This is a genomic window from Sphingomonas ginsenosidimutans (genome assembly GCF_002374835.1).
Taxonomy (GTDB): Bacteria; Pseudomonadota; Alphaproteobacteria; order Sphingomonadales; family Sphingomonadaceae; genus Sphingomonas; species Sphingomonas ginsenosidimutans.
Genome location: NZ_NWVD01000002.1, coordinates 234,474 through 251,702, shown reverse-complemented (window position 1 = coordinate 251,702; position 17,229 = coordinate 234,474). Strand labels below are relative to the sequence as shown.

The 17,229-nt window shown below is 68.8% G+C and carries 14 protein-coding genes; 10 read left to right on the top strand and 4 right to left on the bottom strand.

Annotated features, from left to right (window positions below; translation table 11 throughout):
• The first annotated feature begins 86 nt into the window (after positions 1 to 86).
• Positions 87 to 3,260: a TonB-dependent receptor domain-containing protein gene (locus COA17_RS06735; protein ID WP_231738790.1), complete on the top strand. Its 3,174-nt coding sequence runs from the start codon at positions 87 to 89 to the stop codon at positions 3,258 to 3,260.
• A gap of 57 nt (positions 3,261 to 3,317) precedes the next feature.
• Here COA17_RS06735 and COA17_RS06730 read toward each other — a convergent pair whose 3' ends face one another.
• Both COA17_RS06730 and COA17_RS06725 read right to left on the bottom strand, forming a co-directional pair.
• Entirely contained in the window at positions 3,318 to 4,379 is a 1,062-nt protein-coding gene (locus COA17_RS06730; protein ID WP_096611136.1) for an alanine racemase, read from the bottom strand.
• 28 nt (positions 4,380 to 4,407) lie between these two features.
• On the bottom strand, positions 4,408 to 6,027 hold the full coding sequence (locus COA17_RS06725; protein WP_096611134.1) for an MFS transporter: 1,620 nt from the start codon (positions 6,025 to 6,027) through the stop codon (positions 4,408 to 4,410).
• 67 nt (positions 6,028 to 6,094) lie between these two features.
• Between COA17_RS06725 and COA17_RS06720 the strand changes: the two genes are divergently transcribed.
• Positions 6,095 to 6,679: an NADPH-dependent FMN reductase gene (locus tag COA17_RS06720; protein ID WP_066488469.1), complete on the top strand. Its 585-nt coding sequence runs from the start codon at positions 6,095 to 6,097 to the stop codon at positions 6,677 to 6,679.
• A gap of 51 nt (positions 6,680 to 6,730) precedes the next feature.
• Positions 6,731 to 7,960, top strand: a complete 1,230-nt coding sequence (locus COA17_RS06715) for an NAD(P)/FAD-dependent oxidoreductase (protein WP_096611132.1) — start codon at positions 6,731 to 6,733, stop codon at positions 7,958 to 7,960.
• A gap of 12 nt (positions 7,961 to 7,972) precedes the next feature.
• Here the strand turns inward: COA17_RS06715 and COA17_RS06710 are convergent, their stop codons facing one another.
• Together COA17_RS06710 and COA17_RS06705 are read right to left on the bottom strand one after the other, a co-directional pair.
• On the bottom strand, positions 7,973 to 8,797 hold the full coding sequence (locus tag COA17_RS06710; protein ID WP_096611130.1) for an HTD2 family dehydratase: 825 nt from the start codon (positions 8,795 to 8,797) through the stop codon (positions 7,973 to 7,975).
• Between the two features lie 61 nt (positions 8,798 to 8,858).
• Positions 8,859 to 9,302, bottom strand: a complete 444-nt coding sequence (locus tag COA17_RS06705; protein ID WP_096611128.1) for a hypothetical protein — start codon at positions 9,300 to 9,302, stop codon at positions 8,859 to 8,861.
• A 102-nt stretch (positions 9,303 to 9,404) separates the two neighbouring features.
• On the opposite strand from COA17_RS06705, the gene rpiB reads away from it, so the two are divergent.
• The 7 genes from rpiB (at position 9,405) to COA17_RS06670 (ending at position 17,229) form a co-directional block, all read left to right on the top strand.
• A complete protein-coding gene (rpiB, locus tag COA17_RS06700; protein ID WP_066488453.1) occupies positions 9,405 to 9,839 on the top strand; it encodes a ribose 5-phosphate isomerase B in 435 nt (144 codons plus the stop codon).
• Positions 9,836 to 11,143: a serine hydroxymethyltransferase gene (gene glyA / locus COA17_RS06695; protein WP_066488448.1), complete on the top strand. Its 1,308-nt coding sequence runs from the start codon at positions 9,836 to 9,838 to the stop codon at positions 11,141 to 11,143. Before rpiB ends, glyA begins: the two co-directional genes overlap by 4 nt.
• Before the next feature lie 11 nt (positions 11,144 to 11,154).
• Entirely contained in the window at positions 11,155 to 11,352 is a 198-nt protein-coding gene (locus COA17_RS06690) for a hypothetical protein (protein WP_231738787.1), read from the top strand.
• Positions 11,353 to 11,361: 9 nt separating this feature from the next.
• Positions 11,362 to 11,823: a transcriptional regulator NrdR gene (nrdR, locus tag COA17_RS06685; RefSeq protein ID WP_096611126.1), complete on the top strand. Its 462-nt coding sequence runs from the start codon at positions 11,362 to 11,364 to the stop codon at positions 11,821 to 11,823.
• Positions 11,824 to 11,928: 105 nt separating this feature from the next.
• The gene (locus tag COA17_RS06680) at positions 11,929 to 13,068 is read left to right on the top strand and encodes a TrmH family RNA methyltransferase (protein ID WP_096611124.1); all 1,140 of its coding nucleotides are present in this window, start codon (positions 11,929 to 11,931) and stop codon (positions 13,066 to 13,068) included.
• On the top strand, positions 13,065 to 14,351 hold the full coding sequence (locus COA17_RS20040; protein WP_096611122.1) for a 2OG-Fe(II) oxygenase family protein: 1,287 nt from the start codon (positions 13,065 to 13,067) through the stop codon (positions 14,349 to 14,351). Before COA17_RS06680 ends, COA17_RS20040 begins: the two co-directional genes overlap by 4 nt.
• 100 nt (positions 14,352 to 14,451) lie before the next feature.
• On the top strand, positions 14,452 to 17,229 hold the full coding sequence (locus COA17_RS06670; protein WP_096611120.1) for a M14 family metallopeptidase: 2,778 nt from the start codon (positions 14,452 to 14,454) through the stop codon (positions 17,227 to 17,229).

The window sequence follows — 17,229 nt, the reverse complement described above, 5'->3', positions numbered from 1 at the left end:
ACTCACCGTTCATCGAGGGTCAGATGAAAGTAAAAGCTTTTCTGGGCGCGACTGCGCTCATGGGCACGCTTGTGCTCGCTCCGTCCGTGTCTGCGCAGACGTCGTCAAGGGACGACACCGGTCAGCAACTCGCCGAGGAGCAGGTTGCCGAGGCCGAGGCCGGTGCCGAGATCGTCGTCACCGGTTCGCGCATTAACCGTCCCAATCTGGCCTCGACGATCCCGATCACGTCGGTCGGACCGCAGGACATCCTGGCGACAGGCACGATCTCGGTCGGCGATCAGCTGAACGAACTGCCCCAGCTTCGCGCGACCTACAGCCAGGCGAACTCGACCCGCTTCATCGGCACCGCCGGTTCGAACTTCCTCGATCTACGCGGCCTTGGCATCGACCGCACGCTGGTGCTCATCAACGGTCGTCGCCACGTGTCGACCTCGCCCGGCGGGTTCCAGTGGGACGTGAACAACGTCAACGCCGACCTGCTGGAGCGCGTCGACGTCGTCACCGGCGGCAACTCTGCGATCTACGGGTCGGACGCGGTCGCGGGCGTGGTCAACTTCATCCTGAAGCGCGACTATGACGGCCTGCAGCTGCGCGGCCAGGGCGGCATTTCCGGCGAGGGTGACCGCGGGTCCTATTCGCTGAGCGGCATTGCCGGCAAGAACTTCGCCGAAGGGCGGGGAAACATCACCGTTGCCCTGGAATATGCGAAGGCAAATCCGCTATTCTACAATCAGCGCGAACAGGGGCGCGACCGTCGTCAGTTCCAGCTGGTGCAGAACACTTCGTCCCAGAACAATCCGTCGAACGGGCCGATCCGCGGCGCGGAGCCATCGACGGGCGACGGCATCCCCGATACCGCGTTCATCGGCGGGCTGCGCCGCACGGAAACGTCGGAATACGGCCTGTTCGTCGCGACCTGCCCGGTCGCGCCGGCAGCGGGTGAATCGACAGCCGCCTTCAACGCACGTCGCGGCCTCGCCTGCTCGGGCCTGTTCAACCCGAACAGCTCGAACGCGCTGGCGCAGTTCGGCAACGGTTTCGTCTTCCAGAACGACGGCACGCTGATCCGCAACCCGTGCGGCACCGATTTCCGCCCGTTCCAGTCGGGCAATTGCATCGGCGGGCTCGGCTCCACGCTGCGTGGCAATGGCCAGTTCCAGCCCGGGCTGGAGCGGTTCAACGCCAACATCAACGCCGCGTTCGAGGTGTCCCCGGCGTTCCGTCCGTTCGTCGAGGCGTCCTACACCCGCGTGAATGCGCTGCAGGAATCATCCCCCACCTTCGGCACCTACACGCTCAGCACCGCCAACCCGTTCCTGACCGATCAGGCGCGAGCGCTGTTGCAGAGCGTGCTGGCACCGGGCGTGACGACGTTCACGATCGGCCGCAACAACCAGGACTTCGGCCCGCGTGGCGAGCGCCACAAGCGCGAGACGTTCCGCATCGTCGGCGGTGTCGGTGGCTCGTTCGCCGATAACTTCCGCTACGAAGTCTCCGCAAACTACGGCCGCTACGACGGCTATTACGAAACCGGCGGCAACATCCTGTCCTCGGGGAGTGGATTTAACCTGAACAGCCCGTTCGGCAAGGCGGTCAACGCGGTTGCCGCACCGGCGGGTTACACCGGCACCAACTTCGTTACCGGCCCCAACGGTGTGCGTGCGATCTGCGCCGTGAACGGCGACGCCAGCACCGCCAACGATGATCCGAACTGCGTGCCCGCCAACCTTTTCGGCATCGGCAACGTCGATCCGCGATCGCTGGCGTATTTCGGCTACACCTCGTGGCGCAAGCAGCGCAACGAACAGTTCGTCCTGTCGGGTTTCCTTTCGGGCGACACCGCGAGCTTCTTTAACCTGCCGGGCGGCCCCGTGGGCTTCGCGGTGGGCGGCGAATACCGCACCGAGAAGCAGTTCGCGACCTATGATCCGCGCACCGCGGCGGGCGAGACCTTCCTAAACATCATCCCGGCGTTCACGCCGCCGACCTACAAGATCAAGGAAGCCTATGCCGAGGTGCGCTTCCCGCTCCTCGCCAACACGCCCTTCTTCCACGAGTTGACGGTCGAGGGGGCGGCGCGCGTCTCCGACTATAACCTCGGCCAGACGGGCACGGTGTGGGCCTGGAACGGCGGCGTCACCTGGGCGCCGGTGCGCGATCTGCGCTTCCGCGGCAGCTATCAGCAGTCGGTACGCGCACCGACGCTGGGCAACCTGTTCAATGCGGCGAGTCAGACCTTCAACAACGCATTTGCTGACCCGTGCAGCACGATCAACATCAACAACAACCCGAACCGTGTGCGAAATTGCGCGGCGGCGGGTGTGCCGACGACGCAAACCTTCACGGTCGGCGGTGTCACCACGACGGAGCCGTTCACCAACCGTCCGAACGGCGGCGTGGCGGCGGCCAATACGGGGAACCCGCTGCTTCGGGAAGAGCGTGGACGCAGCTTCACGCTGGGTGGCGTGTTCCAGCCCAGCGCGCTGCCGGGCTTCAACCTGTCGGTCGATTATTGGAACATCGAGGTGAAGAACGTCATCTTCACGCTCGCGCCGCAGACGGTTCTCGAGCAATGCTACGACAATCCGTCGGGCATCGACAATCCGTTCTGCGCCTCCGTCAACCGCCTGCCCAACGGCACGTTCGCCGGCCAGACGACGGTCATTCAGGGCGGTTCGGTCGTCACCATCAACAACCCCGGCTTCTCCACCTTTGGTCGCCCGTTCAACTACGCCCGGCAGAAGACGAGCGGGATCGACGTCGACGCTGGCTATCGTCACGACTTCGGGGACGGGGTGACGTTCAACATCCGCGGTCTGGCGAGCTACCTCATCAAGCGCGACAACTACACCGACATCAGCCAGCCAGACTTCATCAACCAGCAGAAGTTCGAACTGGGTGATCCGGAATGGCGTTTCCAGGTGACCAACATCCTGGATACGGGCGCCGTGTCGTTTAACTACCAGGTGCAGTATATCGGGAAGCAGATCCTGAACGGTTTCGAATATGAAACCTTCTTCCCGCTGCAGGGCCGCGCGCCCTATAATCCCGATGCGACGCCGTTCCCCTATTACCCGGCGCAATGGTATCATAACATCCGCGCCGAATTCGACCTTCAGCAGGGGTCGCAGTTCTACGTCGGTGTCGACAATTTCACCAATACGCGCCCGCCGTACGACCTGCTCGGCAACGAGGCTGGATCGTTGTACGATCCGACGGGCCGGTTCTTCTATGCCGGTTTCCGCGCGAAGTTCTGATCCGGTCGTCGCTACGTGACCGACGGGCCGCTTCCCCCACGGGAAGCGGCCCTTTTTCTATGCCCAGACGCGGTCGAACCTTTTGCCCAGCCCGGTGAGCAGTTCGTACTGGCTGCGGCCCGAGGCGGCGGCGCGGGGCAGGTCGGGGTCGAACGCGATCCAGTCGCCCTCCGCCAGCGTGGTGCCGGTGAGGTCGAGCGCGACCAGATCCATCGAAACGCGGCCGATCACCGGCAGCCATGGCCCGTCGCCGGCCACCGCCTGCGCGCGGCCGCGATCGGAAAAGCCGCGGCCGTAGCCGTCGGCATAGCCCAGGTTGGCGGTCCCGACCGGCGTGTCGGCGGGGGCAACCCAGGTGGCGTTGTACCCGACCACCTCGCCCGCGCGCACGATGCGGCGCTGGAGCAACTGCGCCTCGATCGTCACGACCGGGCGGATCGTGTCGGCGAGCGCGGGGCAGGGGACGCCGCCGTACAGCGACAGCCCCGGCCGGGTGAGGTCGAAGGCATAATCGGCGCCCAGCGCGATCCCGGCGGAATTGGCCAGGCTCATCCGCCGCGCGCGCGTCGCCCCGCGCAACGCGGCGAAGCGATGCAACTGGTCGCGGTTCATCGCCGCAGCGGGTTCGTCGGCGCAGGCCAGATGGCTCATCAGCGTGTCGATGACGAGGCCGTCGAGCAGCCCGCCGGCGATGTCCGCCGGCGCGATGCCCAGCCGGTTCATGCCGGTGTCGACCATCACGTCGCACGCCCGGCCCCCGCCGGCATCGCGCCAGCGCGCGACCTGCTGCGCGGTGTTGAGCACCGGGCGGACATGCGGCAGCGCGGCGGCGAGCGGCATGTCCTCGGCGCGGACGCCGTGCAGGACGGACAAGCCGAGCGGCGCCGCGACGGGCAGCGCCGCCGCCTCCGCCCAGCTCGACACGAACAGGTCGCGGCATCCCGCCGCCGCCAGCCGCTGCACCACCGCCGCCGCGCCCAGGCCGTAGCCGTCGGCCTTCACCGCCGCGCCGCACGCCGCGCCCGCGCCGCTCATCCGCGCCAGCGCGCGCCAGTTGGCGACCAGTGCATCGGCGGACAGGCGCAGGCGGTGGGGGGCGGCGTGCGGAACGGCAGTCATGCCCGCGCAGGTAGCGCGCGCGGCGCGATCACGCCACCGCGGCGGCGCCGCCGCGATCCTCCTTCAGCCCGAACAGGGTGACCAGCAGCGCCATCACCACGACCGCGAACGTGTACCACAGCCCGGCATAGGGATCGCCGGTCTTCGCGACGATATATTGGCTGATGAACGGCAGGAACCCACCGAAATAGCCGGTGCCCAGGTGATAGGGGATGGACAGCGAGGAATAGCGGATCGCGGGCGGGAACATCTCCGCCAGCAGCGCGGCGACTGGGCCATAGGTGATCCCCGACAGCATCGACATGGCAAGGATCGCGACCAGGATCAGCGCGATATTGCCCGGGGACGGGCGCACCGGCGTCAGATCATAGCCGGCCCGCGTCAGCGCGGCGTCCAGTTCCTGCGGCGTCGTCACCGTCACGTCGCCCGACCCGACCGCGACATAGGTGTCGGGTGCGGCCGTCACCGAATAGGGCACCCCCTTTTTCGACAGATGGTCGAGCAGCTTGCCGCACGGCGTCGCCTGCACCTTGTCGAACGGGCTGTAGCTGCACGTCGGGCCATGGACGACCACCGGCTGCGTATCCGCCGCGCGCGCCAGTCCCGGATTGGCGGCCGCGCCCATCAGCCAGAAGATCGGGAACAGCAGCACCAAGGTCAGCACATAGCCCGCGACGATCGGCTTCTTGCGCCCGATCCGGTCGGAGACATGCCCGAACAGCAGGAACCAGCCGACCCCCGCCGCCACGCCGACGCCGGTGATGACCTGCGCGGTCGTCTCCTCGACGCGCATCGTCGTTTGCAGGAAGGACAGGACCGTGAACATCGCGGTGTACCAGATCACCGTCAGCCCGGCGGCGATCCCGAACAGCGCGACGATCATCCGTTTCAGATTGCCGGGATAGGTGAAGCTTTCCTTGATCGGGTTGGCGACCTGTTCCCCGGCGGCGCGCATCTTCTGGAAGACGGGGCTTTCCGACAGTTTGAGGCGCATCCACAGCGAGATGGCGAGCAGCACGACCGAGAACAGGAACGGGATGCGCCAGCCCCAGGTGCTCCACGTCGCGGCGGGCAGCGCCGCCTTGACGATCAGGATCACCGCCAGGCTGAGCAGGAAGCCGCCGACGACCCCGGCCTGGATGAAGCTGGTGTAGAAGCCCGAACGGCCGCGCGGCGAATGTTCGGCGACATAGATCGCCGCGCCGCCATATTCGCCGCCCAGCGCCAGCCCCTGCGCCACGCGCAGCAAGAGGATGATGACCGGCGCGGCCATGCCGATCGCCGATGCCTCCGGCGTCAGGCCGACCCCGGCGGTGGCGATCCCCATCAGCGCGATGGTGGCAAGGAAGGTGTATTTGCGCCCCAGCCGGTCGCCCAGATAGCCGAACACCACCGCGCCGAGCGGGCGGAAGCCGAAACCGACCGCGAAGCCGGCCCAGGCCAGCAGCGTCTGCACGGTTTCGTTGCCGGCGGGGAAGAAGGCCCGGCCGATGATCCCCGATGCCGCCAGCGTGCCGTAGATGAAGAAGTCATACCATTCGAACACGGTGCCGAGCGCGGAGGCGGAAATGACCAGCCGGATGTCGGCGCTGCCCGGTGCGCCCGCGGTTCCCGCCGTGCCGTCGCCCGTCGCCTGATGCGGTGCCATCGCGCCACACTCTCCCAATTACCGGCGATCGGTTTACCGGCCCCGTTGCGCGCGGCAAGGTGGGGGCATGAACATCCTGATCCTCTATGGTTCGTATCGCGCCGATCGTGCCGGCATCCGGCTGGCGCGCTTCCTTGTCGAGCGTTTCGGCAGCGACGGACACGACGCGCAACTGGTCGACGCGCAGGAGGTCGGGCTGCCGATGCTGGACCGCATGTACAAGGAACATCCGAAGGGCGAGGCGCCGGCGGCGATGGAAGCGCTGGCGGCGCGTATCCGTGCGGCGGATGCGTTCGTATTCGTCACGGGCGAGTATAATTGGGGGCCACAGCCCGGGCTGAAGAACCTGACCGACCATTTCCTGGAGGAATGGTTCTGGCGCCCCGCGGCGATCGCCAGCTATTCGGCGGGGCGGCTGGCGGGGGCGCGCGCCAATTCGATCTGGCATGCGATCCTTCCAGAAATGGGGATGCCGGTGATCCCGAGCACGCTGACCGCCGGGCCGATCGCGGCGACGCTGGATGCGGACGGGCGGCCGATCGGCGATGCCGGCGCGTCGCTGGAACGTGCGTTCGGGCGCTTCGCACGCGACCTGATCTGGTGGGCGCAGGCGGCGCGTGCGCAGCGCGAACGGGCGCCGCCGCCCTATTGATGCGGCGCGCGCGCTGGTGCATCGGCGAGGCGACAAGCTGGGGAGAGCGCAATGAGGCAGTTCGATATCGTCATCGTCGGTGCCGGTCATGCGGGCGCGCAGGCGGCGATCGCGCTGCGCCAGCGCAAGTTCGAGGGCACGATTGCGCTGATCGGCGACGAGCCGGAACTGCCCTATGAACGGCCGCCGCTGTCGAAGGAATATCTCGCGCAGGACAAGCCGTTCGAGCGCATCCTGCTGCGCCCGGCCGCCTTCTGGGACGAGAAGCAGGTGGCGATGATCCCCGGCACGCGGATCGTGTCGGTCGACCCCGCAGCGCACCGGGTGACGAGCGAGGACGGCGAGGCGATCGGTTACGGCACGCTGATCTGGGCGACCGGCGGCAGCCCGCGGCGGCTGACCTGCGCCGGCCACGACCTGACCGGGGTCCATGCGGTGCGCACCCGAGCGGATGTTGACCGCCTGATGGGCGAATTGCCCGCGACGCGCCGCGTGGTGGTGATCGGCGGCGGCTATATCGGGCTGGAGGCCGCGGCGGTCCTGACCAAGCTGGGCAAGCAGGTGGTGTTGCTGGAGGCGTTGCCGCGCGTGCTGGCGCGGGTGGCGGGCGAACCGCTGTCGCGCTTCTATGAGGCGGAGCATCGCGCGCACGGCGTCGAGGTGCGCCTGGACGCGCGGGTCGATTGCATCGTCGGCGACGGCACGCGCGTCACCGGGGTGCGGATGACCGATGGCGAGACGCTGTCGTGCGAGATGGTGATCGTCGGCATCGGGATCATCCCCGCGGTCGAGCCGTTGCTGGCGGCGGGGGCCGAGGGGGGCAACGGCGTGGCGGTGGACGCGCAGTGCCGCACCTCGCTGCCCGACGTGCTGGCGATCGGCGACTGCGCGCTGCACGCCAACCGCTTTGCCGAGGGCGCGTCGATCCGGCTGGAATCGGTGCAGAACGCCAACGACCAGGCGATGATCGTCGCCAAGCTGTTGACCGGCGCGGCGGAGGAATATGACGCGGTCCCGTGGTTCTGGTCGAACCAGTACGACCTGAAGCTGCAGACCGTCGGCCTGTCGACCGGTCATGACGCGGCGGTGCTGCGCGGCGATCCGGCGACGCGCAGTTTCTCGCTGGTGTATCTGAAGCAGGGGCGGGTGATCGCGCTCGACTGCGTCAACGCGATCAAGGATTATGTGCAGGGACGCGCGCTGGTCGTGGCGGGCGCGGCGATTCCGGCGGAGCGGCTGGCGGACGCGTCGGTGCCGCTCAAGGAACTGGCCGCGGGCTGAGGCGCTGCGGCGTCAGTCGTTCCACGTCGCCTCCGCCTGCATCGCCACCGGGCCGCCGGGGCGCGCGGTCCACAGCCGCATCGTCGCGCCGTCGCGCGCGCCGGCGTGGCAGCGCAGCGTGTCGGTGTCGAAGATCGTCGACAGGCTGCGGAACGTGAAGCGATCCGGCGCGCGTCCGCCGCGGCGCGTCGCCAGGTCGATCAGCAGCGTCGCCTGCAACGGGCCGTGCACGACCAACCCCGGATAACCCTCCACCTGCGTGGCATAGGGCTGGTCGTAATGGATGCGGTGCGCGTTGAAGGTGAGCGCGGAATAGCGGAACAGCAGCGTCGGCGATGGCGTCATCGTCTCGACCATCGCGCCCTCCGGCGCGGGTGCCGGCGCGGCGGGCGGCTGCGCGATGGCGGCGTCGCGATAGACGATCGTCTGGCGATCGCGGACCGCGCAGCTGCCGTCGGCGCGATTGATCGCATGATCGACGGTGACGAAGCACAGCGTGCCGCTGCGCCCCTGCTTCACCACCACGTCGGCCACGCGTGAGCGGCGGGTGATCGCCTCGCCAATGTGAAGGTCACCGGAAAATTCGATGTCGCCGCCTGCCCACAGCCGGCGCGGCAGCGGCACCGGGGGCAGGAACCCGCCGCGCCGCGGGTGCCCGTCCGGTCCCAGCGCCGCGGCTTCCGCCGCGGGCTGGCAAAGGCAGAAGTGAATCAGCCGCGGCGCGATCCCGGGTTCGTCGACCAGCCCCAGCGTGGCCCGGAATTTTTCGACCAGTGACGGGGTGACGATGTCATGCGCGGTCTCTTCCGAGCCGATCCAGGCGCGCAGCTGTTCCATCGCTTATCCCCTCTCGATCCGCGCGACCCTATGGCGCGGGCCGGATGGCGTCCACCCATCGTCAGGTCCGACAATATCCTTCTCCGGGCTTCACCGTCAGACAATTCTTTTTTCCTGCCAGCCATTTAAGGCCGGTGGCGTCGCCGTCACCCGGCTCCGCGACCTCATCCACGCCGTTGCGGGTGAAGCGCAGCCCCTGCGCGGTCACCGTTCCGGGGAAGGTGCCGTGGTGGTCGAGATCCCATTGCATATCCAGCGTGACGCCGCCGCCCGCACGCTTCGTGACATTGAGGACCATTCCCTCCACCCCGACCCAGCGGCCGAGATACTCTGCCTCCGGCTTCGCGACCGCATCGGCCGCGGGCGCGACCGAGGGGGTGACCGCCTCGTTCGACGGCGTCGCGGTCGGTATCACCGCATTGCCGGGGGTGGTATCGGTCGCAGCGGGCTGGCCGCAGGCGGCGAGCGGGAGCGCGCACAGCGCGAGGGAAAGGGCTCGGGTCATCCCCGACCAACCCATGGCGATCCGCGCGTGTTCCGGGTGGCGTTCGCGCGCGGGCGCGGCTACAGGCTCGCGGACGTTCCACCGCCATGGGAGTCGCCCCCCTTGCGTATCGCGATCGCCTGCGATCATGCCGCCGTCCCGCTCAAGAACGACCTGCGCGACTGGCTGTCCGCCGAGGGGCATGAGATGCTCGACCTCGGCACCCATGACGACGCCAGCGTCCATTACCCCGATTATGGCCGCAAGCTGGCCGATGCGATCGCAACGGGCGCGGCGGAGCGCGGGATCGCGCTGTGCGGATCGGGGATCGGCATCATGATCGCCGCCAACCGCAACCCGGCGGTGCGCTGCGCGCTGGTCGCCGAGCCGCTGTCCGCCGAACTGGCGCGCAGCCACAACGATGCCAATGCCATCGCGATGGGCGCGCGGCTGATCGGGCCAGAAATGGCCCGCGCCTGCGTCCGCGCGTTTTTGTCCACCGATTTCCTCGGCGGGCGCCATGCCGCGCGCGTCGACATGCTCAAGGAGTCCGTATGAGCACGAACCCCGCCGCCCTTCATGACGTCCAGCCGGACGGTTTCTTCACCCGCGCGCTGGCCGATGCCGATCCGGCGGTGTTCGCCGGCGTCACGCACGAGCTGACCCGCGAGCAGACGCAGATCGAGCTGATCGCGTCGGAGAATATCGTCAGCCGCGCGGTGCTGGAGGCGCAGGGCAGCGTCTTCACCAACAAGTACGCCGAGGGCTATCCGGGCAAGCGTTACTATCAGGGCTGCCATCCGTCGGACGAGGTCGAGACGCTGGCGATCGAGCGTGCCAAGCAGCTGTTCGGGTGCGGCTATGCCAACGTCCAGCCGCATTCGGGCGCGCAGGCGAACGGCGCGGTGATGCTGGCGTTGGCCAAGCCGGGCGACACGGTGATGGGCCTCAGCCTGGATGCCGGCGGGCACCTGACGCATGGCGCGCGCGCGGCGCAGAGCGGCAAGTGGTTCAACGCGGTGCAGTACGGCGTCACCGCCGACACCCACCTGATCGACTATGACGCGGTCGAGGCGCTGGCGAAGGAACATCGGCCGCGGATCATCATCGCGGGCGGTTCGGCCTATCCGCGGCACATCGACTTCGCGCGCTTCCGTGCGATCGCGGACCAGGTCGGCGCGACCTTCATGGTCGACATGGCGCATTTCGCGGGGCTGGTCGCGGCCGGCGTCCATCCGACGCCGTTCGGCCATGCGCATGTCGTCACCACCACCACGCACAAGACGCTGCGCGGCCCGCGCGGCGGCATGATCCTGACCGATGACGAGGCGATCGCGAAGAAGATCAACTCGGCGGTGTTCCCCGGCCTGCAGGGCGGGCCGCTCATGCACGTCATCGCCGCCAAGGCGGTGGCGTTCGGCGAGGCGCTGCGGCCCGAGTTCAAGAGCTATGCCGCCAGCGTCGTCGAAAACGCCAAGGTGCTGGCCGCGACGCTGAAGGAGCGCGGCGCGGACCTGGTGTCCGGGGGCACCGACACGCATCTGGCGCTGGTCGACCTGACCCCGCTGGGCGTCACCGGCAAGGACGCGGACGAAGCGCTGGAGCGCGCCGGCATCACCTGCAACAAGAACGGCATTCCCAACGACCCGCTGCCGCCGGTGAAGACCAGCGGCATCCGCGTCGGCAGCCCGGCGGGCACCACCCGCGGGTTCGGCACCGCCGAATTCCGCGAGATCGGCAACATGGTCGCCGATGTGCTGGACGGGCTGGCCAAGCAGGGCGAGGCGGGCGACGCGGCGGTCGAGGCGAACGTGCGGGAACGTGTCCGCGCGTTGTGCGCTCGGTTCCCGATCTACCAGTAAGGAGGCCGATGGTGGCGAAGTTCGACGAGAAGATCGGTGAGGTGCAGTCGACCGTGAAGGGTACGCCGGGGCTGGGCAAGAGCATGGCCAAATGGGGTGCGCTGGGCGCGGTGGTGGCGATCCCCGTGCCGTTCGTCGGCCCCGTGTTCGGCGCGCTGGCGGGCGCCGCCTGGGCGTATCACAAGGGCACCAAGAACAAGGGGCTGTGACCCCTTACGATGCGCTGCCCCTTTTGCGGACATGAGGCCAGCCAGGTAAAGGACAGCCGCCCCACCGACGACGGGGCGGCGATCCGTCGCCGGCGCCAGTGCGAGGGGTGCGGCGCGCGTTTCACCACGTTCGAGCGCATCCAGCTGCGCGAGCTGACCGTGGTGAAGAGCGAGCATCGCCGCGAACCGTTCGAACGCGACAAGCTGCTGCGTTCGGTGTCGATCGCGGCGCGCAAGCGCCCGGTCGAGGCGATCCAGCTGGAAAAGCTGGTGAGCGGCATCCAGCGCCAGCTGGAGACGAGCGGTGAGGCCGAGGTGTCGTCCAAGCGAATCGGCGAGATGGTGATGGACGGGCTGAAGGGGCTGGATTCGGTCGCCTATATCCGCTTCGCCAGCGTGTATCGCGAGTTCAGCGAGGCGCGCGATTTCGAGGAATTCGCGGGCAGTGTGGAGGAAGTGGGGCGGGGCTAGCCATCCCCCGTGTCGCGCGATCCTTTGCTTTCCCACCACCTTCCGTTCATCCCGAGCAGCCATCGAGCTTGTCGAGAGGGCGTGTCGAGGGATAGGCGCTCTCGGATGAGCTTCTGGGTCTATATCCTGCGCTGTGCCGATGGCAGCTATTACACCGGTCATACCGACGACCTCGAACGCCGCGTTGCGCAGCATCAGGAGGGGACGATCCCCGGCTATACCCACGACCGCCGACCGACCGCGTTGATGTGGGCGCAGGATTTCCCGACCCGGATCGAGGCGCTAGAGCGCGAGCACCAGGTCAAGGATTGGTCGCGGAAAAAGAAGGAAGCGCTGTTTGCGGGCGATTGGGCCGGTGTCTCCGCGGCCGCGCGTTCTCGACCGCGCGTCTCGGCTTCGCTCGACGCTGGCTCGAACCGAACGGATGGGGCAGTTTCGGCTTCGCTCGACGCTGGCTCAAGCCGAACGAAGGGGGCAGCCACGGTTTCGCTCGACGCTGACGTGACCCTAACGGATGGCCGTAGCGCTGCCCCGCCCCCCGTGATCGTCCTGGTCCGCCCGCAACTGGGCGAGAATATCGGCAAGGCGGCGCGGGCGATGCTCAATTTCGGGCTGACCGAGCTGCGGCTGGTCGCGCCGCGCGACGGCTGGCCCAATCCGCAGGCGGGGCCTGCCGCATCCGGGGCCGATGTGGTGCTGGAGCAGGCGCGGGTGTTCGACAGCGTGGCGGAGGCGGTGGCGGATTGTGCGCACGTCTATGCCACCACGGTGCGCAAGCGCGGGGTGACCAAGCCGGTGGTAACGCCCGAGGCCGCCGCCGCCGCGATCCACCGCAATACGGCGCGCGCCGCGATCCTGTTCGGGCCGGAGCGGTCGGGGCTGGAAACCGACGACGTCGCGCTGGCGCGCACGATCGTGACGGTGCCGATCAATCCCGAGTTCGGCAGCCTGAACCTGGCGCAGGCGGTGATCCTGGTCGCCTATGAATGGTCGAAGGGGGTGGCGCTGGCCAGTCCGCCGGAGGTCGAGCTGAACCCGCCCGCATCGCAATTTGAGCTGGACGGGATGATCGCGCAGCTGGACGCGATGCTGGACGAAGCGGGCTATTTCTTCCCGCCCGACCGTACCGTTGCGACTCGCCGGATGCTGCGCACGCTGCTGACCAAGCCGGCATGGTCGAGCCAGGAGGTGCGCACCGTGCGCGGCGTCCTGTCGGCGCTGGCGCCGAAGAAGCGGCGGGGATGAGCGCGCGCGACGCGGTATCGGCGCACAACCTGGCCGCGCGGCTGGGCGATGCGGGCGATGCCGCGGGCGCGGTGGCGGCGTGCGCGCGCGCCTTTGCCGCGGGGGGCGACGCGCCGGAGACGCATCTGGTCCATGCCCGCGCGCTGCAGACGCTGGGCCGGTGGGACGAGGCGGATCGCGCGTTCGCCGCGGCGGTCGCGCGGCGCCCGGATTATGCGGTGGCGCACCGTGATTGGGCGCAATTGCGCTGGATGCGCAGCGGCGATGCGGCGGCGGCGCTGCGCGCGCTGGAGGCGGCGCCCGACACGGTCGAACTGGCGCTGGTGCGCGGCGCGGTGCTGAACGGCGTCGGCCAGCCCGAACGCGCCGCGGCGGTGCTGGACCGCGCGGCGGCGCGCGCGCCCGGCGCGGTGGGGGTGCGGCTGGCGGCGGCGGGCGTCGCGGGGCAGCTGGGCCGGGCGCAGCGCCAGCTGGACCACGCCACCGCCGCGCTGGCCGCCGCGCCCGCGTCGATCGAGGCGGCGCGCGCCGCGACCGAGGCGCTGCTGCATCTGGGGCGGATCGGCGAGGCGGCGGCGCTGGCGGAGCGGGTGGTCGCCGCCGCGCCCGACGATCAGGCCGCGATCGCGCTGCTGGCGACCGCGTGGCGGCTGGCGGGCGACCCGCGCCATGCGCCGCTGTGCGAGGATCCCGCGCTGGTGACGGCGCAGCGGATTTCGACGCCCGCCGGCTGGGCCGACTTGCCGGCGTTCCTAGCCGATCTGGCGGCGGCGCTGGAGGCGCTGCACGGCTGGCAGGCGCATCCGCTGGAACAGTCGATCCGCCACGGCAGCCAGACGCAGGTCGACCTGTCGCGGCTGGATGTGCCGGTGGTCCGCGCGCTGTTCGCGGCGCTGGATGCGCCGATCCGCGCGCATATCGCGGGGCTGGGCAGCGGCGACGATCCGGTGCGGCGCCGGGCGGCGGGCGGCTATCGCTTTGCCGGAGCATGGTCGGCACGGTTGCGGGCGGGCGGCTTCCATAAAGATCACGTCCACCCCGCCGGGTGGCTGTCCTCCGCCTTCTATGTCGCATTGCCCGATGCGGTGGAGCGCGCGCCGCAGGGGTGGCTGGCGCTGGGGCGGCCGGGGGTGCCGACGCGCCCGGTGCTGGCGCCGTTCCGCCATATCCGCCCCGAACCGGGGATGGTGGCGCTGTTCCCGTCGTATCTGTGGCACGGGACCGAGCCGTTTACGGGCGATGCGCCGCGGCTGACGGTGGCGTTCGACGTGGTGCCGGCGTGATTTTTTCGCGCCACCGGGTGCGGGGGCGGCCGGTTCCTGCGTCATGAGAAAGAACAGCTGAAAAAACAGCTGAAACAGGCGACATAAGGGGACTGAGGCGATGAAGACGGCCTTTCTGATCGGCGCTGCGGCGCTGGCGCTGGCGATGCCCGCCGGGGCCGCCCCCATCAGTCCGAAGGCGGGCACGCTGCCATCCCCCGCCGAAGCCTTCGCCAGCGAGCCGGGCAGCGATTACTATCTGGCCGATTACGACGATTACGAACGCTATCTGAAGACGCTGGCGGCGCAGTCGGACCGGATCAAGCTGATCGATATCGGCACGTCGGCCGAGGGGCGCACGATGTGGGTCGCGGTCGTCTCCAGCCCGCAGAACCTGGCGAAGCTGGACCGGTATCGCGACATCGCGCGCCAACTGGCGCGGGCCGAGAACCTTACCGAGACGCAGGCGCAGGCGCTGGCCAACGAGGGCCGCGCGGTGGTGTGGATCGACGCCGGCCTGCACGCGACCGAGACGGTGACGACGCAGAGCCAGATCCACGTCCTGTACCGGATGCTGAGCGGGCAGGATGCCGAAACCAGGCGCATCCTGGACGAGACGATCGTGCTGTTCGGTCAGGACAATCCCGACGGGCTGCAACTGGTCGCCGACTGGTACATGCGCAACAAGGACCCGAAAGACCGCGAATTCCGCACGATCCCGCGGCTGTACCAGAAGTATGTCGGGCACGATAACAACCGCGACAGCTTCATGTCGCAGATGCCCGAGACGACCGCGCTGAACCGCGTGTTCTTCCGCCAATGGTATCCGCAGATCATCTTCAACCAGCACCAGACCGGGCCGGCGGGGATGGTGGTGTTCGTCCCGCCGTTCCGCGACCCGTTCAACTACAATTATTCGCCGATCGTGATGAACGAATTGCAGGAGGTCGGCGCGGCGATGCACAGCCGGCTGGTCGCCGAGGACAAGGCCGGATCGGGCGCGCGGTCCGCCGCGCCCTATTCGACGTGGCACAACGGCATGGTGCGGTCGGTCGCCTATTTCCACAATTCGATCGGGCTGCTGACCGAGATCATCGGCGGCCCGACGCCCGAGAAGATCCCGCTGATCCCGCAGACGCAGCTGGCACGCAACGACGAGACGCTGCCGATCGGCCCGCGCGACTGGCATCTGAAGGACAGCCTGGAATATCAGTGGACGCTGAACCGCGCGGTCATGGATTACGCCGCGCGCAACCGCGAACGGTTGCTGATGAACATCTGGCGGATGGGCCATGCCGCGATCGAGAAGGGCAGCCAGGACAGCTGGACGATCACCCCGCGCCGCGTCGATGCGGTGATGGAGGCGGCGAAGGGCAAGACCGCGCCGGGCGGCGAGACCTATTTCCGCGGGCCGCCGGCGGTCGATCCGGCGCTGTACCGGTCGGTGCTCAACGATCCGGCGATGCGCGACGCGCGCGGCTATATCCTGCCGCCCGCGCAGCAGCGCGACCTGCCGACGACGATCGCGTTCCTCAACGCGCTGCTGAAGAACGGCGTCGACGTGGAGCGCGCCGCCGCGCCGTTCATGGCGGGGGGCAAGCGTTATCCGGCGGGCAGCTATGTCGTGCGCACCGCGCAGGCGTATCGCCCCCACGTCCTCGACATGTTCGAGCCGCAGGATCACCCGCATGACGCCGAATATCCCGGCGGCCCGCCCAAGGCCCCGTACGACATCACCGGTTATACGCTGGCGTATCAGATGGGGGTGCAGTTCGACCGCGTCGTCGACGGGTTCGACGGCCGGTTCGAAAAGGTGACCGAGGAGCTGCTGGCCCCGCCCGCCGGGCGCGTGATCGGCAGCGGGAAGGCCGGGTGGCTGATCGGGCATGAGGCGAACAACGGCTTCATCCTGACCAACCGGCTGCTGAAGGCCGGGGTGCCCGTCCATTGGGTGCCGGGCGAGACCAAGGTCGCCGGGCGGACGCTGGCGGCGGGCGCGCTGTGGGTGCCGGCATCGCCGGCGGCGCAGGGCGTGATCGCGCAGTCCGCGCCGCTGGGGGTCGATGCCTATGCGATGGCGCGCGCGCCGGCGGGGACGACGTGGAAGCTGAAGCCGGTGAAGGTCGGGCTGGTCGACCGCTATGGCGGGGTCATGCCCGCCGGCTGGACCCGCTGGCTGCTGGAACAGTACGAATTCCCGTTCGAGGTCGTCTATCCGGGGCAGCTCGACGCCGGGAACATCAAGGCGAAGTACGACGTGCTGCTGTTCGCCGACGGCACGGTGCCGGTGGCGCGCGGCGGTGCCTATCCGGGCGGCTATCGCAACACTCTGCCCAAGGCGGAGGACATTCCGGCCGAATATCGCGGCTGGCTGGGCGAGGTGACGCAGGACAAGACCTTGCCGGCAGTGCGCGACTTCGCGTCGGCGGGCGGCACCGTCATCACCGTGGGCAGCGCGAACACGCTGGCGACGTGGCTGACCCCGACGATCCAGCTCGCGCTGGTGACGAAGAAGCCCGACGGCAGCGTCGCGGCCTTGCCGCATAAGGAGTTCTACATCCCCGGATCGCTGATCCGCGCCAGCGTCGATCCGCGCCAGCCGCTCGCCTATGGCATGACCCCGACGGTGGACATGTTCTTCGACGAAAGCCAGCCGTTCGTCGCCGCCCCCGACCTGCGCCGGATCGCGTGGTTCGAGGGCGCCGCGCCGCTGCGCAGCGGCTGGGCCGTGGGGCAGGAGAAGCTGAACGGCACCGTCGCGGTGGCGGAAACCGACCTGGGGCGTGGCAAGCTGTTCGCGATGGGGCCGGAAGTGACCCAGCGCGCGCAGCCCTATGCCACGTTCAAGCTGCTGTTCAACGGCATCCTGTACGGTCCGGCGGCGGCGGCCGCGCGGTAG

Bases quoted from the DNA above. Each gene is read 5' to 3' on its own strand.
- COA17_RS06730 (WP_096611136.1), bottom strand. From the start codon at position 4,379: ATGACTGCCGTTCCGCACGCCGCCCCCCACCGCCTGCGCCTGTCCGCC.
- COA17_RS06725 (WP_096611134.1), bottom strand. From the start codon at position 6,027: ATGGCACCGCATCAGGCGACGGGCGACGGCACGGCGGGAACCGCGGGC.
- COA17_RS06720 (WP_066488469.1), top strand. From the start codon at position 6,095: ATGAACATCCTGATCCTCTATGGTTCGTATCGCGCCGATCGTGCCGGC.
- COA17_RS06715 (WP_096611132.1), top strand. From the start codon at position 6,731: ATGAGGCAGTTCGATATCGTCATCGTCGGTGCCGGTCATGCGGGCGCG.
- COA17_RS06710 (WP_096611130.1), bottom strand. From the start codon at position 8,797: ATGGAACAGCTGCGCGCCTGGATCGGCTCGGAAGAGACCGCGCATGAC.
- COA17_RS06705 (WP_096611128.1), bottom strand. From the start codon at position 9,302: ATGACCCGAGCCCTTTCCCTCGCGCTGTGCGCGCTCCCGCTCGCCGCC.
- glyA (WP_066488448.1), top strand. From the start codon at position 9,836: ATGAGCACGAACCCCGCCGCCCTTCATGACGTCCAGCCGGACGGTTTC.
- nrdR (WP_096611126.1), top strand. From the start codon at position 11,362: ATGCGCTGCCCCTTTTGCGGACATGAGGCCAGCCAGGTAAAGGACAGC.
- COA17_RS06680 (WP_096611124.1), top strand. From the start codon at position 11,929: ATGAGCTTCTGGGTCTATATCCTGCGCTGTGCCGATGGCAGCTATTAC.
- COA17_RS20040 (WP_096611122.1), top strand. From the start codon at position 13,065: ATGAGCGCGCGCGACGCGGTATCGGCGCACAACCTGGCCGCGCGGCTG.
- COA17_RS06670 (WP_096611120.1), top strand. From the start codon at position 14,452: ATGAAGACGGCCTTTCTGATCGGCGCTGCGGCGCTGGCGCTGGCGATG.